26 protein-coding genes are annotated in these 13,533 nt (G+C 66.8%); all 26 read right to left on the bottom strand.

What is annotated here, in order from left to right:
• Positions 1-55: 55 nt before the first annotated feature.
• Positions 56-460 (bottom strand): 30S ribosomal protein S11, encoded by a 405-nt coding sequence (gene rpsK / locus IE305_RS21655; protein ID WP_003948617.1) that lies wholly within the window; start codon positions 458-460, stop codon positions 56-58.
• Between the two features lie 63 nt (positions 461-523).
• On the bottom strand, positions 524-904 hold the full coding sequence (rpsM, locus tag IE305_RS21650) for a 30S ribosomal protein S13 (RefSeq protein ID WP_190131332.1): 381 nt from the start codon (positions 902-904) through the stop codon (positions 524-526).
• Positions 905-1,110: 206 nt separating this feature from the next.
• On the bottom strand, positions 1,111-1,224 hold the full coding sequence (gene rpmJ, locus IE305_RS21645; RefSeq protein WP_003956441.1) for a 50S ribosomal protein L36: 114 nt from the start codon (positions 1,222-1,224) through the stop codon (positions 1,111-1,113).
• Between the two features lie 59 nt (positions 1,225-1,283).
• Positions 1,284-1,505, bottom strand: coding sequence for a translation initiation factor IF-1 (gene infA / locus IE305_RS21640; protein ID WP_003956442.1), 222 nt, complete (start codon positions 1,503-1,505; stop codon positions 1,284-1,286).
• 207 nt (positions 1,506-1,712) lie between these two features.
• Positions 1,713-2,549 carry a type I methionyl aminopeptidase gene (map, locus tag IE305_RS21635; RefSeq protein ID WP_190131331.1) on the bottom strand — a complete coding sequence of 279 codons (837 nt, stop codon included), beginning with the start codon at positions 2,547-2,549 and terminating at the stop codon, positions 1,713-1,715.
• A 131-nt stretch (positions 2,550-2,680) separates the two neighbouring features.
• Complete coding sequence (locus IE305_RS21630; protein WP_190131330.1) at positions 2,681-3,337, bottom strand: adenylate kinase; 657 nt, start codon at positions 3,335-3,337, stop codon at positions 2,681-2,683.
• On the bottom strand, positions 3,337-4,650 hold the full coding sequence (gene secY, locus IE305_RS21625; RefSeq protein ID WP_190131329.1) for a preprotein translocase subunit SecY: 1,314 nt from the start codon (positions 4,648-4,650) through the stop codon (positions 3,337-3,339). The genes IE305_RS21630 and secY overlap by 1 nt, the downstream gene beginning before the upstream one ends.
• A 202-nt stretch (positions 4,651-4,852) precedes the next feature.
• Positions 4,853-5,308 (bottom strand): 50S ribosomal protein L15, encoded by a 456-nt coding sequence (rplO, locus tag IE305_RS21620; RefSeq protein ID WP_190131328.1) that lies wholly within the window; start codon positions 5,306-5,308, stop codon positions 4,853-4,855.
• A gap of 1 nt (position 5,309) precedes the next feature.
• Positions 5,310-5,492 carry a 50S ribosomal protein L30 gene (rpmD, locus tag IE305_RS21615; RefSeq protein WP_099199427.1) on the bottom strand — a complete coding sequence of 61 codons (183 nt, stop codon included), beginning with the start codon at positions 5,490-5,492 and terminating at the stop codon, positions 5,310-5,312.
• The gene (rpsE, locus tag IE305_RS21610; protein WP_190131327.1) at positions 5,492-6,097 is read right to left on the bottom strand and encodes a 30S ribosomal protein S5; all 606 of its coding nucleotides are present in this window, start codon (positions 6,095-6,097) and stop codon (positions 5,492-5,494) included. Before rpsE ends, rpmD begins: the two co-directional genes overlap by 1 nt.
• 41 nt (positions 6,098-6,138) lie before the next feature.
• Positions 6,139-6,522 (bottom strand): 50S ribosomal protein L18, encoded by a 384-nt coding sequence (gene rplR / locus IE305_RS21605; RefSeq protein ID WP_190131326.1) that lies wholly within the window; start codon positions 6,520-6,522, stop codon positions 6,139-6,141.
• Between the two features lie 3 nt (positions 6,523-6,525).
• Entirely contained in the window at positions 6,526-7,065 is a 540-nt protein-coding gene (gene rplF / locus IE305_RS21600) for a 50S ribosomal protein L6 (RefSeq protein WP_190131325.1), read from the bottom strand.
• A gap of 20 nt (positions 7,066-7,085) precedes the next feature.
• Positions 7,086-7,484 (bottom strand): 30S ribosomal protein S8, encoded by a 399-nt coding sequence (gene rpsH / locus IE305_RS21595; protein WP_190131324.1) that lies wholly within the window; start codon positions 7,482-7,484, stop codon positions 7,086-7,088.
• 209 nt (positions 7,485-7,693) lie between these two features.
• A complete protein-coding gene (locus IE305_RS21590) occupies positions 7,694-7,879 on the bottom strand; it encodes a type Z 30S ribosomal protein S14 (RefSeq protein ID WP_071964550.1) in 186 nt (61 codons plus the stop codon).
• Between the two features lie 2 nt (positions 7,880-7,881).
• Positions 7,882-8,442 carry a 50S ribosomal protein L5 gene (rplE, locus tag IE305_RS21585; protein WP_190131323.1) on the bottom strand — a complete coding sequence of 187 codons (561 nt, stop codon included), beginning with the start codon at positions 8,440-8,442 and terminating at the stop codon, positions 7,882-7,884.
• Complete coding sequence (rplX, locus tag IE305_RS21580) at positions 8,442-8,765, bottom strand: 50S ribosomal protein L24 (protein WP_190131322.1); 324 nt, start codon at positions 8,763-8,765, stop codon at positions 8,442-8,444. Before rplX ends, rplE begins: the two co-directional genes overlap by 1 nt.
• Before the next feature lie 3 nt (positions 8,766-8,768).
• A complete protein-coding gene (rplN, locus tag IE305_RS21575) occupies positions 8,769-9,137 on the bottom strand; it encodes a 50S ribosomal protein L14 (RefSeq protein ID WP_087927567.1) in 369 nt (122 codons plus the stop codon).
• 109 nt (positions 9,138-9,246) lie between these two features.
• On the bottom strand, positions 9,247-9,528 hold the full coding sequence (gene rpsQ, locus IE305_RS21570; protein ID WP_190131321.1) for a 30S ribosomal protein S17: 282 nt from the start codon (positions 9,526-9,528) through the stop codon (positions 9,247-9,249).
• Positions 9,528-9,752 (bottom strand): 50S ribosomal protein L29, encoded by a 225-nt coding sequence (rpmC, locus tag IE305_RS21565; RefSeq protein ID WP_065963002.1) that lies wholly within the window; start codon positions 9,750-9,752, stop codon positions 9,528-9,530. Before rpmC ends, rpsQ begins: the two co-directional genes overlap by 1 nt.
• Complete coding sequence (gene rplP / locus IE305_RS21560; RefSeq protein WP_004950450.1) at positions 9,752-10,171, bottom strand: 50S ribosomal protein L16; 420 nt, start codon at positions 10,169-10,171, stop codon at positions 9,752-9,754. Before rplP ends, rpmC begins: the two co-directional genes overlap by 1 nt.
• A gap of 5 nt (positions 10,172-10,176) precedes the next feature.
• On the bottom strand, positions 10,177-10,998 hold the full coding sequence (gene rpsC, locus IE305_RS21555; protein WP_190131320.1) for a 30S ribosomal protein S3: 822 nt from the start codon (positions 10,996-10,998) through the stop codon (positions 10,177-10,179).
• Positions 10,998-11,345 (bottom strand): 50S ribosomal protein L22, encoded by a 348-nt coding sequence (gene rplV, locus IE305_RS21550; RefSeq protein WP_190131440.1) that lies wholly within the window; start codon positions 11,343-11,345, stop codon positions 10,998-11,000. The genes rpsC and rplV overlap by 1 nt, the downstream gene beginning before the upstream one ends.
• A 43-nt stretch (positions 11,346-11,388) precedes the next feature.
• Positions 11,389-11,670: a 30S ribosomal protein S19 gene (gene rpsS / locus IE305_RS21545; protein ID WP_049718670.1), complete on the bottom strand. Its 282-nt coding sequence runs from the start codon at positions 11,668-11,670 to the stop codon at positions 11,389-11,391.
• Positions 11,671-11,682: 12 nt separating this feature from the next.
• Positions 11,683-12,519 (bottom strand): 50S ribosomal protein L2, encoded by an 837-nt coding sequence (gene rplB, locus IE305_RS21540; protein WP_121801995.1) that lies wholly within the window; start codon positions 12,517-12,519, stop codon positions 11,683-11,685.
• A 40-nt stretch (positions 12,520-12,559) separates the two neighbouring features.
• Positions 12,560-12,883, bottom strand: a complete 324-nt coding sequence (gene rplW, locus IE305_RS21535; RefSeq protein WP_190131319.1) for a 50S ribosomal protein L23 — start codon at positions 12,881-12,883, stop codon at positions 12,560-12,562.
• A complete protein-coding gene (gene rplD, locus IE305_RS21530) occupies positions 12,883-13,533 on the bottom strand; it encodes a 50S ribosomal protein L4 (RefSeq protein WP_190131318.1) in 651 nt (216 codons plus the stop codon). The genes rplW and rplD overlap by 1 nt, the downstream gene beginning before the upstream one ends.

The raw sequence follows: 13,533 nt of genomic DNA, 5'->3' as shown, positions 1-13,533 counted from the left end.
CAGACGCGGCGGCGCGGTTCACCCCCGCTCGCGCGGGGAGGCGCCGCCGCCCTGATCAGACGCGGCGGCGCTTCGGCGGGCGGCAGCCGTTGTGCGGGGTCGGGGTGACGTCCTGGATGGAGCCGACCTCGAGACCCGTCGCCTGGAGCGAACGGATGGCGGTCTCACGACCGGAACCCGGGCCCTTGACGAAGACGTCGACCTTGCGCATGCCGTGCTCCTGCGCGCGGCGGGCGGCCGACTCGGCGGCCATCTGCGCGGCGAAGGGGGTGGACTTGCGCGAGCCCTTGAAGCCGACGTGGCCGGCGGAGGCCCAGGAGATCACGTTGCCCGTGGGGTCGGTGATCGAGACGATCGTGTTGTTGAACGTGCTCTTGATGTGCGCGTGGCCGTGAGCGACGTTCTTCTTTTCCTTGCGGCGCACCTTCTTGGCAGCGCCCTGACGGCCCTTCGGAGGCATGTGTTACTCCCGTGGAGGTGGTCGGTCCTACAGCGAAGACCGTTGGCAGTCGTCCGCTGAGGACTACTTCTTGCCCGGCTTCTTCTTGCCGGCGATGGCGCGACGCGGACCCTTGCGGGTACGGGCGTTCGTGCTGGTGCGCTGGCCGTGGACCGGCAGACCGCGACGGTGACGCAGACCCTGGTAGCAGCCGATCTCGACCTTGCGGCGGATGTCGGCCTGAATCTCGCGACGGAGGTCACCCTCGGTCTTGATGTTGGCGTCCACGTACTCGCGGATCTTGACCAGGTCCTCCTCGGACAGGTCACGAACGCGGGTGTTCGGGTTCACACCGGTGGCGGAGAGGGTCTCCTTCGCCAGGGTGCGGCCGATGCCGAAGACGTAGGTGAGTGCGACCTCCACGCGCTTTTCGCGCGGAATGTCAACACCGGAAACGCGTGCCATTCAATGGCTCCAGTTGATCTCGGGGGTCTTCCACAACGTCACTCCCGGTCGCCGGCCCTCTCGGACGAGAGAGCGGTACGCCCGGGTCCCCGGCCCCCGCCGGAGGTGTCGCCGGCCCGGCTGTGACTACGGGCTTGGCGGACGCTGCGTATGAACATGTGTTGCTCGCGTCGCGAGAAGGGTTCTGCGAGTTGCAGGTGGTCGCGTCAGCCCTGGCGCTGCTTGTGGCGCAGGTTGTCGCAGATGACCATGACCCGGCCGTGGCGGCGGATCACCTTGCACTTGTCGCAGATCTTCTTGACGCTCGGCTTGACCTTCATGGGATGTGAGGTTCTCCGGGTCAGTGCCAGTCCCCACGGGAGCGGGGCACGGGCAAGATCTACTTGTAGCGGTAGACGATCCGGCCGCGCGTGAGGTCGTACGGGGAGAGCTCCACGACGACCCGGTCGTCCGGGAGGATCCGGATGTAGTGCATCCGCATCTTCCCGCTGATGTGCGCGAGGACCTTGTGACCGTTCTGGAGCTCCACCTTGAACATGGCGTTCGGCAGAGACTCGATCACGGTGCCCTCAATCTCGATGGCACCTTGCTTCTTGGCCACGCTTCGCCTTTCGAATCGGCTACCTTGATCGACTCCGTTTCGCACCCCCGTATGGACGCGGACATGCGGATATACGAGAGCCGACGCATCAGTCTACGTCAGGGGAACCGGAAAGACTAATCCAGGGTCCTGCCCGGTGGCGAAGATCCTTAAGCGGAACCCGTCCGGCCGCATCGGGCCCGGGCGTCGCACCGGTTCCCGGGGCCACTACGCCAGCGGGTCGGGAGCAGCGGTGATGCCGTACTGGGCCAGCTTGGCCCGGCCGCCGTCGACCGCGGTGAGCACCAGCGGGCCCTGCTCCGTCAGGGCGACGGAGTGCTCCCAGTGGCTGGACCAGGTGTAGTCGTCCGTCTTGACGGTCCAGTCGTCCTCCAGCACGTGCGTACGGGGCGTGCCGAGGCTGACCATGGGCTCGATGGCGATACAGAAGCCGGGGACCAGGCGGGGGCCCTTGCCGCGCTTGCGGGAGACGTAGTTCAGCAGGTGCGGGTCCATGTGCATCTCGGAGCCGATGCCGTGGCCGCCGTAGTCCTCGATGATCCCGTACCGGCCGCTCGCGGGGCGGGGCTGGCGGCGGATGTAGCCCTCGATGGCCTTGGAGATGTCGACCAGGCGGTTGCCGTTCTTCACGGCGGCGATGCCGGCCCACATCGACTCCTCGGTCACCCGGGAGAGCTCGTGCAGCTCCTGGGAGTGGCCGCCGCCCACGAAGGCGGTGAAGGCGGCGTCGGCGTGCCAGCCGTCGACGATGGCCCCGGCGTCGATCGAGATGATGTCGCCGTCCCGGAGGACGGTGTCCGTGTCCGGGATGCCGTGCACCACGACGTCGTTCACGGAGGTGCAGATCGTGGCGGGGAAGCCGCCGTAGCCGAGGAAGTTGGACTTCGCGCCGTGCTCGGCGAGCACCTTGCGGGCCACGTCGTCCAGGTCCTTGGTGGTGGCCCCGGGGACGGCGGCCTCCTTGGTGGCCGCGTGGATGGCCGCGACGACCAGCCCGGCCTCACGCATCTTGGCGATCTGTTCGGGGGTCTTGATCTCGACCATGGGGACTGCCTTCCTCGGTGTTTCCGGTCGGGGGCGCGCCGCGGGGGGCCGCCCGCCGGCACGTGGAACAACACTACGGCCGCGATGCCCGGGCGGGCATCGCGGCCGTGGTGGGAGCGGTGGGCGTGCGGTCAGGCCGCGTCGCGCCGGAGCGCGGCCATGGCGCGCTCGGTGACCTCGGCGACCTTGCCGAGGGCGGAGATCGTCACCACGAGGCCCTGGGCCTTGTAGTAGTCGATGATCGGCTCGGTCTCGCTGTGGTAGACCTCGAGCCGCTTGCGGACGGTGTCCTCGCTGTCGTCCTCGCGCTGGTACAGCTCGCCGCCGCAGACGTCGCAGACGCCCTCCGCGGCCGGCGGGTTGTAGATCACGTGGAAGATGTGGCTGCTGTCCTGACGGCACATCCGGCGGCCGGCGATCCGCTTGACCACCTCGTCCTCCGGGACCTCCAGGTCCAGGACGGCGTCGAGCTTCAGGCCGTCGGTGTCGAGGATCTCGTCCAGCGCCTTGGCCTGGGCCAGGTTGCGCGGGAAGCCGTCCAGCAGGAAGCCGTGGCCGGCGTCCTCCTGGTGCATGCGGTCCTTGGCCATCCCGATGGTGACCTCGTCCGGCACCAGCTGGCCGGCGCGCATGTACTCCTGGGCCTTCTGGCCCAGCGGCGTGCCCTGGCTGATGTTCGCCCGGAAGAGGTCGCCCGTGGAGATGTGCGGGATCGCGAGGTTCTTGGCGAGGTACGCGGCCTGCGTACCCTTGCCGGCGCCGGGCGGCCCGACGAGGACGATTCGCATCAGCGGAGGAACCCTTCGTAGTTGCGCTGCTGAAGCTGGCTTTCGATCTGCTTCACAGTCTCCAGACCGACACCCACGATGATCAGGATGCTGGTTCCCCCGAACGGGAAGTTCTGGTTTGCGTTCAGTGTGACCAGAGCCACGGTGGGCACCAGCGCGATCAGTCCCAGGTAGAGCGACCCGGGCCACGTGATGCGGTTCAGCACGTAGCTCAGGTACTCGGCCGTGGGGCGACCAGCCCGGATGCCCGGGATGAAACCACCATACTTCTTCATATTGTCGGCAACTTCTTCGGGGTTGAAGGAGATGGCGACGTAGAAGAAGGCGAAGAACACGATCAGCAGGAAGTACGTGACCATGTAGATCGGGTGGTCACCCTTGACCAGGTTGGCCTGGATCCACTGGGCCCAGCCGGCCTTCGACCCGGTGAACTGCACGAGCAGCGCCGGGATGTAGAGCAGCGACGAGGCGAAGATGACCGGGATCACACCGGCCTGGTTGACCTTCAGCGGGATGTAGGTGGAGGTGCCGCCGTAGGACCGGCGGCCGATCATGCGCTTCGCGTACTGGACCGGGATGCGGCGCTGGGCCTGCTCGACGAAGACGACGAGGGCCACCATCGCCAGACCGCAGAGGATCACCAGGCCGAACTCCAGCCAGCCGCCCATCAGCTTGCCCTGGAGCTTGATGGCCCACAGGGCGCCGGGGAAGCCGGCGGCGATGGAGGTGAACATCAGGATCGACATGCCGTTGCCGATGCCGCGGTCGGTGATCAGCTCACCGAGCCACATGATCAGCGAGGTACCGGCGGTCATCGTGATGACCATGACGATCGTGGTGAAGATCGACTGGTTCGGGACGATCTGGTTGCCGACCGTGCAGTTGCCGAAGAGCGCACCGCTGCGCGCGGTGGCCACGAGGCCGGTGCCCTGCAGCACGGCCAGGGCGACGGTCAGGTAGCGCGTGTACTGCGTGATCTTGGCCTGGCCGGTCTGGCCCTCCTTCTTGAGGGCCTCCAGCCGGGGAATCACGACGGTGAGCAGCTGCAGGATGATGCTCGCCGTGATGTACGGCATGATTCCGAGGGCGAAGATCGTGATCTGCAGCAGCGCACCACCGCTGAACATGTTCACGAGGCCGAAAAGGCCCTGCCCACTCTTGGACTGGTCCATGCACGTCTGGACATTGCGGTAGTCGACACCCGGCACCGGGACATGTGCCCCGAGCCGGAAGAGCACCATGATGCCCAGCGTGAACAGCAGCTTCTTGCGCAGGTCGGGCGTCCTGAACGCCCGGGCGAACGCGGTGAGCACGGTGCCTCCTGCGCCTCCCACGCAGCCACGTGAGAGGTGACGGTCTTGAGGTTCGACGAATGTGTATCGGTCAAAATCCGCGGCGGCGCAGGCCGCGCGAAGGTTAACAGTGCACGCCACCTTACCGGCGACCGTGCCCCCCTTGGAACGACCAACCGGGGATGCCCCTTTTGGGACATCCCCGGTCGTCCGGTCAGCGAGCTCAGACGAGCTCGGTGACGGTGCCGCCCGCGGCGGCGATCTTCTCCTTGGCGGAGCCGGAGACGGCGTCCACCGTCACCTGCAGCGCCACGGAGATCTCGCCCTGGCCAAGGACCTTGACGAGCTCGTTCTTGCGCACCGCGCCCTTGGCGACCAGGTCGGCCACCGTGACCTCGCCACCCTGCGGGTAGAGCGCGGCCAGCTTGTCCAGGTTCACGACCTGGAACTGCTTGTGGGCGGGGTTCTTGAAGCCCTTCAGCTTCGGGAGGCGCATGTGGAGGGGCATCTGGCCACCCTCGAAGCGCTCCGGAACCTGGTAACGGGCCTTCGTGCCCTTGGTACCACGGCCGGCCGTCTTACCCTTCGACGCCTCACCACGACCGACACGGGTCTTGGCGGTCTTGGCACCCGGGGCGGGACGGAGGTTGTGGACCTTCAGCGGGTTGTTCTCCGCCATGTCAGTCGACCTCCTCGACCGTCACGAGGTGGCGGACGGTGTGCACCATGCCGCGGATCTCGGGGCGGTCCTCCTTGACAACCACGTCGTTGATCTTCTTCAGACCGAGCGAACGCAGGGTGTCACGGTGGTTCTGCTTGCTGCCGATGTAGGACTTGACCTGCGTGACCTTGAGGCGAGCCATTACGCGCTCACCCCTGCGGCACGCGCCCGCAGCAGAGCGGCGGGGGCGACGTCCTCGAGCGGCAGACCACGACGGGCGGCGATCTCCTCGGGACGGGACAGTCCCTTGAGGGCCTCCACCGTGGCGTGCACGATGTTGATCGGGTTCGAAGAACCGAGCGACTTCGACAGGATGTCGTGGACGCCGGCGCACTCGAGCACCGCACGCACCGGACCACCGGCGATAACACCGGTACCCGGGGACGCGGGCTTCAGGAGCACGACGCCGGCAGCCTTCTCACCCTGGACGGGGTGCGGGATGGTGCCCGCGATGCGCGGAATGCGGAAGAAGTTCTTCTTCGCCTCCTCCACGCCCTTGGCGATGGCCGCGGGAACTTCCTTGGCCTTGCCGTAACCGACACCCACGGTGCCGTCACCGTCACCCACCACGACGAGCGCGGTGAAGCTGAAGCGACGACCACCCTTCACAACCTTGGCGACGCGGTTGATCGCGACAACGCGCTCAACGTACGCGGTCTTCTCGGCGGCAGCGCCACCGTCACGGCCCTTCCGGTCCCGCCGCTCGCCGCCACCGGCGCCGCCACCGCGGCGCTGGGGTCCAGCCATTGGATTTACCTCTCTCTTTGTCCGCTAGCTACGGAACCGGCTCAGAACTTGAGCCCGGCCTCGCGGGCGGCGTCCGCCAGGGCCGCGATGCGGCCGGCGTACTTGTTGCCACCACGGTCGAACACGACGGCCTCGACGCCCGCGGCCTTGGCACGCTCGGCGACCAGGGCGCCGACCTGCTTGGCCTGGGCGCTCTTGTCGCCCTCGCCACCGCGGATGGAGGCGTCCAGGGTCGACGCCGACGCCAGGGTGTGACCCTGGATGTCGTCGATGACCTGCGCGACCATGTGGCGGTTGGAGCGCGTCACGACGAGGCGCGGACGCTCAGCGGTGCCCGAGACCTTCTTGCGGACGCGGATGTGGCGACGCTTGGCGGCGGCGCGCTTGTAGGCATCGCCCTTCGCGATCTTCACACCGAATGCCATGGCTTACTTACCCGCCTTTCCGACCTTGCGGCGGATGACTTCGCCCTCGTACTTGACGCCCTTGGCCTTGTACGGGTCGGGCTTCCGCAGCTTGCGGATGTTCGCGGCGACCTCGCCGACCTTCTGCTTGTCGATGCCCTCGACCGAGAACTTGGTCGGGGACTCCACCTTGAAGGTGATGCCCTCGGGCGCCTCGATCAGGACCGGGTGGCTGTAGCCGAGGGAGAACTCGAGGTTCGAGCCCTTGGCGACAACGCGGTAACCGACACCGCTGATCTCGAGCTTCTTCACGTAGCCCTGGGTCACGCCGGTGATCATGTTCGCCACCAGCGTGCGGGACAGACCGTGCAGGGCCTTGTTCTGCCGCTCGTCGTTCGGGCGGGTGACGACGATGGCGCCGTCCTCAGCCTTGGCGACCTCGATGGGGGCGGCGACGGTGTGGGAGAGGGAACCCTTGGGGCCCTTCACCTGGACCGTACGGCCATCGATGGTGACGTCCACGCCGGCGGGAACCTGGACGGGCTGCTTGCCAATACGCGACATAGCCTTACCTCCTGTTCCCGTTACCAGACGTAGGCGAGGACTTCCCCACCCACGCCCTTCTTCTGCGCCTGCTGGCCGGTGAGCAGACCGTGCGACGTGGAGATGATCGCCACGCCCAGGCCGCCGAGAACCTTCGGCAGGTTGGTGGACTTTGCGTAGACCCGCAGGCCCGGCTTGGAAATCCGCTTGATACCGGCGATCGAGCGCTCGCGGTTCGGACCGAACTTCAGGTCGATGACGAGGCTCTTGCCGACCTCGGCGTCCTCGACCTTCCAGTCCGCGATGTAACCCTCCTGCTTGAGGATCTCCGCGATGTGCGACTTGATCTTGCTCGCCGGCATCGCCACACGGTCGTGGTATGCCGAGTTCGCGTTCCGCAGACGAGTCAGCATGTCTGCGATCGGATCGGTCATGGTCATGTTTGGCCTTCGGCCTCTCTCGCCGGGGTTTCCTATCTGCGCCATCCCTCTCCCCGAACTGGGTCGGGACGGGTGCGGCGCGGGGACCTACGGCGTAGTAAGACGAATTGGGCGGCGGGGGCCCAACCCTTCAACTCTACGTGAGCCTCGGGGTGGGGCCCCGCCAACCAGATTGCTTACCGAGAGTCCTGGTCAACCCAACTGGGTTGTTACCAGGAGCTCTTGGTCACGCCCGGCAGCTCGCCACGGTGAGCCATCTCACGGAGGCACACGCGGCACAGGCCGAACTTGCGGTAGACGGAGTGCGGCCGACCGCAGCGGTTGCAGCGGGTGTACGCGCGAACGGCGAACTTCGGCTTGCGCGCGGCCTTGGCAATCAGAGACTTCTTCGCCACGGTCAGTTCTCCTTGAACGGGAAGCCGAGGTGACGAAGGAGGGCGCGGCCCTCGTCGTCGTTGGAAGCCGTGGTCACCACAGTGATGTCCATGCCCCGGACCCGGTCGATCTTGTCCTGGTCGATCTCGTGGAACATGACCTGCTCCGTGAGACCGAAGGTGTAGTTGCCCCGGCCGTCGAACTGCTTGGGGGACAGACCACGGAAGTCGCGGATGCGCGGCAGCGCGAGCGACAGGGTGCGGTCCAGGAACTCCCACATGCGGTCGCCACGGAGGGTGACGTGGGCACCGATCGGCTGGCCCTCACGCAGCTTGAACTGCGCGATGGACTTGCGGGCCTTGGTGACGGCCGGCTTCTGACCGGTGATCGTGGTGAGGTCGCGGATGGCGCCCTCGATCAGCTTGGAGTCGCGGGCGGCGTCGCCCACACCCATGTTGACCACGATCTTGACGAGGCCGGGCACCTGCATGACGTTCTCGTACTGGAACTCGTCACGCAGCTTGCCCACGATCTCCTCGCGGTAGCGCTGCTTGAGGCGCGGTGCGTTGGTGGTGGCAGTCATCAGATGTCCTCACCGGTCCGCTTGGCAACGCGGATCTTGTTGCCGGCCTCGTCGAAGCGGTAGCCGACGCGGGTGACGACCTTCTTGCCGTCCTTCTCCACGACGAGCTGAACGTTGCTCACGTGGATGGGGGCCTCGGTCGTGACGATGCCGCCGGTCTGCGAACCGCGGGCCGTCTGGCCGGCCTTGGTGTGCTTCTTGACCCGGTTGACACCCTCGACCAGGACACGGTCCTCACGGGGGAAGGCCGCGATGACCTTGCCCTGCTTGCCCTTGTCCTTACCGGTGATGACCTGGACCAGGTCGCCCTTCTTGATCTTCATCGGTTACAGCACCTCCGGCGCGAGCGAGACGATCTTCATGAACTTCTTCTCGCGCAGCTCCCGGCCCACGGGGCCGAAGATGCGGGTGCCACGGGGGTCACCGTCGTTCTTGAGGATGACGGCCGCGTTCTCGTCGAAGCGGATGTACGAGCCGTCCGGACGGCGGCGCTCCTTGACGGTGCGAACGATGACGGCCTTGACGACGTCACCCTTCTTCACGTTGCCACCGGGGATCGCGTCCTTGACGGTGGCGACGATGACGTCACCGATGCCCGCGTAGCGGCGACCCGAGCCACCGAGAACACGGATGCAAAGGATCTCCTTGGCACCAGTGTTGTCGGCGACGCGCAGTCGCGACTCCTGCTGGATCACGTCTATCTCCTGATTGTCTGCCGGTTCCCGGCGGGGGCCTCAGCCGGAAGCTGGGGCCCCTCGCCGAGCCTGGCGGAACTGGCCCGGGGGGAGGAATTCCCCCCAGGAATTACTTGGCCTTCTCGAGGATCTCGACGACGCGCCAGCGCTTGGTGGCGGACAGCGGCCGGGTCTCCATGAGGAGGACGCGGTCACCGACGCCGGCAGCATTCTGCTCGTCGTGCGCCTTGAGCTTGTTCGTACGGCGGATGACCTTGCCGTACAGCGCGTGCTTCACACGGTCCTCGACGGCGACGACGACGGTCTTGTCCATCTTGTCGCTGACGACCAGGCCCTCGCGGACCTTGCGGAAGCCACGCTCCTGCTTCTCAGTCATGTTCTTCTCGCTCATCAGGCGCTCTCCACCGTCTCGATGCCGAGCTCGCGCTCCCGCATCAGGGTGTAGATCCGGGCGATGTCCTTGCGGACGGCCTTCAGCCGGCCGTGGTTCTCGAGCTGTCCGGTCGCCGCCTGGAAGCGGAGGTTGAACAGCTCCTCCTTGGCCTCACGCAGCTTGGCAACGAGGTCCTCGTTGTTCAGCTCGCGCAGCTCGGACGCCTTGGTACCGGCGGCCATCACGACTCACCTGCCTCGCGCCGGACGATCCGGCACTTCATCGGAAGCTTGTGGGCGGCTCGGGTGAGCGCCTCACGCGCAACCTTCTCGTTCGGGAAGGACAGCTCGAACATCACCCGGCCGGGCTTGACGTTCGCGACCCACCACTCCGGGGAACCCTTACCGGAACCCATGCGGGTCTCGGCCGGCTTCTTCGTGAGCGGACGGTCCGGGTAGATGTTGATCCACACCTTGCCGCCACGCTTGATGTGACGGGTCATGGCGATACGAGCGGACTCGATCTGCCGGTTCGTCACGTAGGCCGGGGTCAGGGCCTGGATGCCGTACTCACCGAACGCCAGCTCGGTGCCACCCTTGGCCATGCCGTTCCGCTTGGGGTGGTGCTGCTTGCGGTGCTTGACCCTGCGAGGGATCAGCATGTCGGTCAGGCCTCCGTTCCGGTGGTCTCCGCCGGAGCAGCGGTGGCCTCGGCCTTGGGGGCCTCGGCGTTCTGCTGCTGCGGCTTGCGGCCGCGGCCGCCACGCTCGCCGCCACGGCCACCACGGGCCGGACGGTCGCCGGCGCCACGCGACGGGCGGTTGCCCGCACGGGCGGCGGCGTTCTCGGCGCGGACCTCGGCGATGTTCTTGACGTCGCCCTTGTAGATCCAGACCTTCACGCCGATGCGGCCGAAGGTGGTCTTGGCCTCGAAGAAGCCGTAGTCGACGTTCGCGCGGAGCGTGTGCAGGGGCACACGGCCCTCGCGGTAGAACTCCGAGCGGGACATCTCGGCGCCGCCGAGACGGCCACCGCACTGGATCTTGATGCCCTTGGCGCCGGCCTTCATCGTCGACTGCATGCTCTTGCGCATGGCGCGACGGAAGGAGACGCGGGAGGACAGCTGCTCGGCGACGGCCTGGGCCACCAGCTGAGCGTCGACCTCGGGGTTCTTGACCTCGAGGATGTTCAGCTGGACCTGCTTGCCGGTCAGCTTCTCCAGCTCGCCACGGATGCGGTCGGCCTCGGCGCCACGGCGGCCGATGACGATGCCCGGGCGGGCGGTGTGGATGTCAACGCGGACGCGGTCGCGGGTGCGCTCGATCTCCACCTTGGAGATGCCGGCCCGCTCCATGCCCTTCGTCATCATGCGACGAATGGCAACGTCTTCCTTGACGTAGTCCTTGTACAGCTTGTCGGCGTACCAGCGGGACTTGAAGTCCGTGGTCACACCGAGCCGGAACCCGTGCGGGTTAACCTTCTGGCCCATTACCGGGTTCCTTCCTTGCTGGCGACGACCACGGTGATGTGGCTGGTCCGCTTACGGATCCGGTAGGCGCGACCCTGCGCACGCGGACGGAACCGCTTCAGGGTCGGGCCCTCGTCGACGTACGCCTCAGCGACGTAGAGAGAGTCGACGTCGGTGTGGTCGTAGTTGTGCGCGGCGTTGGCAATGGCGCTGTCCAGCACCTTGCCAACCGGCACGCTCGCGGCCTGCGGGGCGAAACGCAGGACCGCCTGAGCCTCCGTGGCATTCATGCCACGGATGAGGTCCACCACTCGGCGGGCCTTCATGGGCGTGACGCGGATGTACCGCGCCTGGGCCCTGGCTTCCATGGTTGTCCCTTCGGTGTCAGTCATAGTCGTTCACACCCCGCGATTAGCGGCGCTTCGACTTCCGGTCTTCCTTGACGTGGCCGCGGAAGGTGCGGGTCGGCGCAAACTCGCCGAGCTTGTGGCCGACCATCGACTCGGTGACGAACACCGGGACGTGGGTCTTGCCGTTGTGCACCGCGAGCGTGTGGCCGAGCATGGCCGGCACGATCATGGAGCGACGGGACCAGGTCTTGATGACGTTCTTGGTACCGGCTTCGTTCTGAGCGTCCACCTTCTTGATGAGGTGGTCGTCGACGAAGGGTCCCTTCTTGAGACTACGCGGCATCTAAACCCGCTCCTAGCGCTTCTTGTTCGTCTTGCGGCGGCGGACGATGTACTTGTTGCTCGCCTTCTTGGGAGAACGAGTACGACCCTCCTTCTGACCCCACGGCGACACCGGGTGACGACCACCGGAGGTCTTGCCCTCACCACCACCGTGCGGGTGGTCGACAGGGTTCATGGCCACACCGCGGACGGTCGGGCGGACGCCCTTCCAGCGCATACGGCCGGCCTTGCCCCAGTTGATGTTCGACTGCTCGGCGTTGCCGACCTCGCCGACAGTGGCGCGGCAGCGGACGTCGACCAGGCGGATCTCACCGGACGGCATGCGCAGGTGGGCCATCTGGCCCTCCTTCGCCAGCAGCTGCACGGACGCACCGGCGGAGCGGGCGAACTTGGCGCCGCCGCCGGGACGCAGCTCGATGGCGTGGATGGTCGTACCGACCGGGATGTTGCGCAGCGCCAGGTTGTTACCGGGCTTGATGTCGGCCGTGGGGCCGTTCTCGATCCGGTCGCCCTGGTTCAGGCCACGCGGAGCGATGATGTAGCGCTTCTCGCCGTCCGCGTAGTGCAGGAGCGCGATGCGCGCGGTGCGGTTGGGGTCGTACTCGATGTGAGCGACCTTGGCCGGCACGCCGTCCTTGTCGTGACGACGGAAGTCGATCACGCGGTAGGCGCGCTTGTGGCCACCACCCTGGTGGCGAACGGTCACGCGACCGGCGTTGTTGCGACCGCCCTTGCTGTGCAGCGGGCGGACCAGCGACTTCTCCGGCGTGGACCGCGTGATCTCGACGAAGTCGGCGACGGAGGAGCCGCGGCGGCCCGGCGTCGTCGGCTTGTACTTGCGGATACCCATTTCTCAGTCCTCGTCCGATATCGGACGACTCGGAACTCCGTTAGGAGACCGGGCCGCCGAAGATGTCGATACGGTCGCCCTCGGCGAGGGTCACGATGGCGCGCTTGGTGTTGGCGCGCTTGCCGAAACCGGTCTTGGTGCGCTTGCGCTTACCCTGACGGTTGATCGTGTTGACCCCGGTGACCTTGACCGAGAAGACCGCCTCGACGGCCTGCTTGATCTGGGTCTTGTTGGCGCGCGGGTCGACGATGAACGTGTACTTGTTCTCGTCCAGCAGCGCGTAGCTCTTCTCGGAGACAACCGGCTTGACCAGGAGGTCGCGCGGGTCCGTGAAGGTCTTGCTGGTGGCAACGGCCTCAGTCATCAGGCGTCGCTCCCTTCGGTCTCGGCGGCCTTGGGGCCAGACACGAAGGACTCGAAGGCGGCCTTGGTGAAGACCACGTCGTCCGAGACGAGCACGTCGTACGTGTTCAGCTGGCCCGGCTCCAGGATGTGCACCTGGGGCAGGTTGCGGGCGGACAGCCACGCGGCCTCGTCGGCGCGCTCGGCGACCAGGAGCACGTTCTTGCGCTCGGAGATCTTGCCGAGGAGGGCCTTGGCGGCCTTCGTGGAGATCGCACCCTCGACCACGCCGGAAACGACGTGGATGCGGGAGTGGCGGGCCCGGTCGGTGAGGGCGCCACGCAGGGCGGCGGCCTTCATCTTCTTCGGGGTCCGCTGCGAGTAGTCACGCGGCACGGGGCCGTGGACGACGCCACCACCGGCGAACTGCGGCGCACGGGTCGAACCCTGACGGGCGCGGCCGGTGCCCTTCTGGCGGTACGGCTTCTTGCCACCGCCGCGGACCTCGCCGCGGGTCTTCGTCTTGTGCGTGCCCTGGCGGGCAGCGGCCAGCTGCGCGACGACGACCTGGTGGATCAGCGGAATGCTGACCTTGGCGTCGAAGATCTCCGCGGGGAGCTCGACGGTCCCGGCCTTGTCGCCCGCCGGCGAAAGGATGTCAATGGTGCTCAT

The sequence above is a fragment of the Streptomyces mashuensis genome (genome assembly GCF_014654785.1).
GTDB lineage: Bacteria > Actinomycetota > Actinomycetes > Streptomycetales > Streptomycetaceae > Streptomyces > Streptomyces mashuensis.
The sequence above is the reverse complement of the archived record's forward strand: the minus strand, read 5'-3'. Positions and strand labels throughout refer to the sequence as shown.

Excerpts from the sequence above, each read along its gene's own strand:
- rpsK (WP_003948617.1), bottom strand. The coding sequence starts at position 460 with ATGCCTCCGAAGGGCCGTCAGGGCGCTGCCAAGAAGGTGCGCCGCAAG.
- rpsM (WP_190131332.1), bottom strand. The coding sequence starts at position 904 with ATGGCACGCGTTTCCGGTGTTGACATTCCGCGCGAAAAGCGCGTGGAG.
- rpmJ (WP_003956441.1), bottom strand. The coding sequence starts at position 1,224 with ATGAAGGTCAAGCCGAGCGTCAAGAAGATCTGCGACAAGTGCAAGGTG.
- map (WP_190131331.1), bottom strand. The coding sequence starts at position 2,549 with ATGGTCGAGATCAAGACCCCCGAACAGATCGCCAAGATGCGTGAGGCC.
- IE305_RS21630 (WP_190131330.1), bottom strand. The coding sequence starts at position 3,337 with ATGCGAATCGTCCTCGTCGGGCCGCCCGGCGCCGGCAAGGGTACGCAG.
- rplO (WP_190131328.1), bottom strand. The coding sequence starts at position 5,308 with ATGGCGGAGAACAACCCGCTGAAGGTCCACAACCTCCGTCCCGCCCCG.
- rpmD (WP_099199427.1), bottom strand. The coding sequence starts at position 5,492 with ATGGCTCGCCTCAAGGTCACGCAGGTCAAGTCCTACATCGGCAGCAAG.
- rpsE (WP_190131327.1), bottom strand. The coding sequence starts at position 6,097 with ATGGCTGGACCCCAGCGCCGCGGTGGCGGCGCCGGTGGCGGCGAGCGG.
- rplR (WP_190131326.1), bottom strand. The coding sequence starts at position 6,522 with ATGGCATTCGGTGTGAAGATCGCGAAGGGCGATGCCTACAAGCGCGCC.
- rplF (WP_190131325.1), bottom strand. The coding sequence starts at position 7,065 with ATGTCGCGTATTGGCAAGCAGCCCGTCCAGGTTCCCGCCGGCGTGGAC.
- rpsH (WP_190131324.1), bottom strand. The coding sequence starts at position 7,484 with ATGACCATGACCGATCCGATCGCAGACATGCTGACTCGTCTGCGGAAC.
- rplE (WP_190131323.1), bottom strand. The coding sequence starts at position 8,442 with ATGACTGCCACCACCAACGCACCGCGCCTCAAGCAGCGCTACCGCGAG.
- rplX (WP_190131322.1), bottom strand. The coding sequence starts at position 8,765 with ATGAAGATCAAGAAGGGCGACCTGGTCCAGGTCATCACCGGTAAGGAC.
- rpsQ (WP_190131321.1), bottom strand. The coding sequence starts at position 9,528 with ATGAGCGAGAAGAACATGACTGAGAAGCAGGAGCGTGGCTTCCGCAAG.
- rpmC (WP_065963002.1), bottom strand. The coding sequence starts at position 9,752 with ATGGCCGCCGGTACCAAGGCGTCCGAGCTGCGCGAGCTGAACAACGAG.
- rplP (WP_004950450.1), bottom strand. The coding sequence starts at position 10,171 with ATGCTGATCCCTCGCAGGGTCAAGCACCGCAAGCAGCACCACCCCAAG.
- rpsC (WP_190131320.1), bottom strand. The coding sequence starts at position 10,998 with ATGGGCCAGAAGGTTAACCCGCACGGGTTCCGGCTCGGTGTGACCACG.
- rplV (WP_190131440.1), bottom strand. The coding sequence starts at position 11,345 with ATGGAAGCCAGGGCCCAGGCGCGGTACATCCGCGTCACGCCCATGAAG.
- rpsS (WP_049718670.1), bottom strand. The coding sequence starts at position 11,670 with ATGCCGCGTAGTCTCAAGAAGGGACCCTTCGTCGACGACCACCTCATC.
- rplB (WP_121801995.1), bottom strand. The coding sequence starts at position 12,519 with ATGGGTATCCGCAAGTACAAGCCGACGACGCCGGGCCGCCGCGGCTCC.
- rplW (WP_190131319.1), bottom strand. The coding sequence starts at position 12,883 with ATGACTGAGGCCGTTGCCACCAGCAAGACCTTCACGGACCCGCGCGAC.
- rplD (WP_190131318.1), bottom strand. The coding sequence starts at position 13,533 with ATGAGCACCATTGACATCCTTTCGCCGGCGGGCGACAAGGCCGGGACC.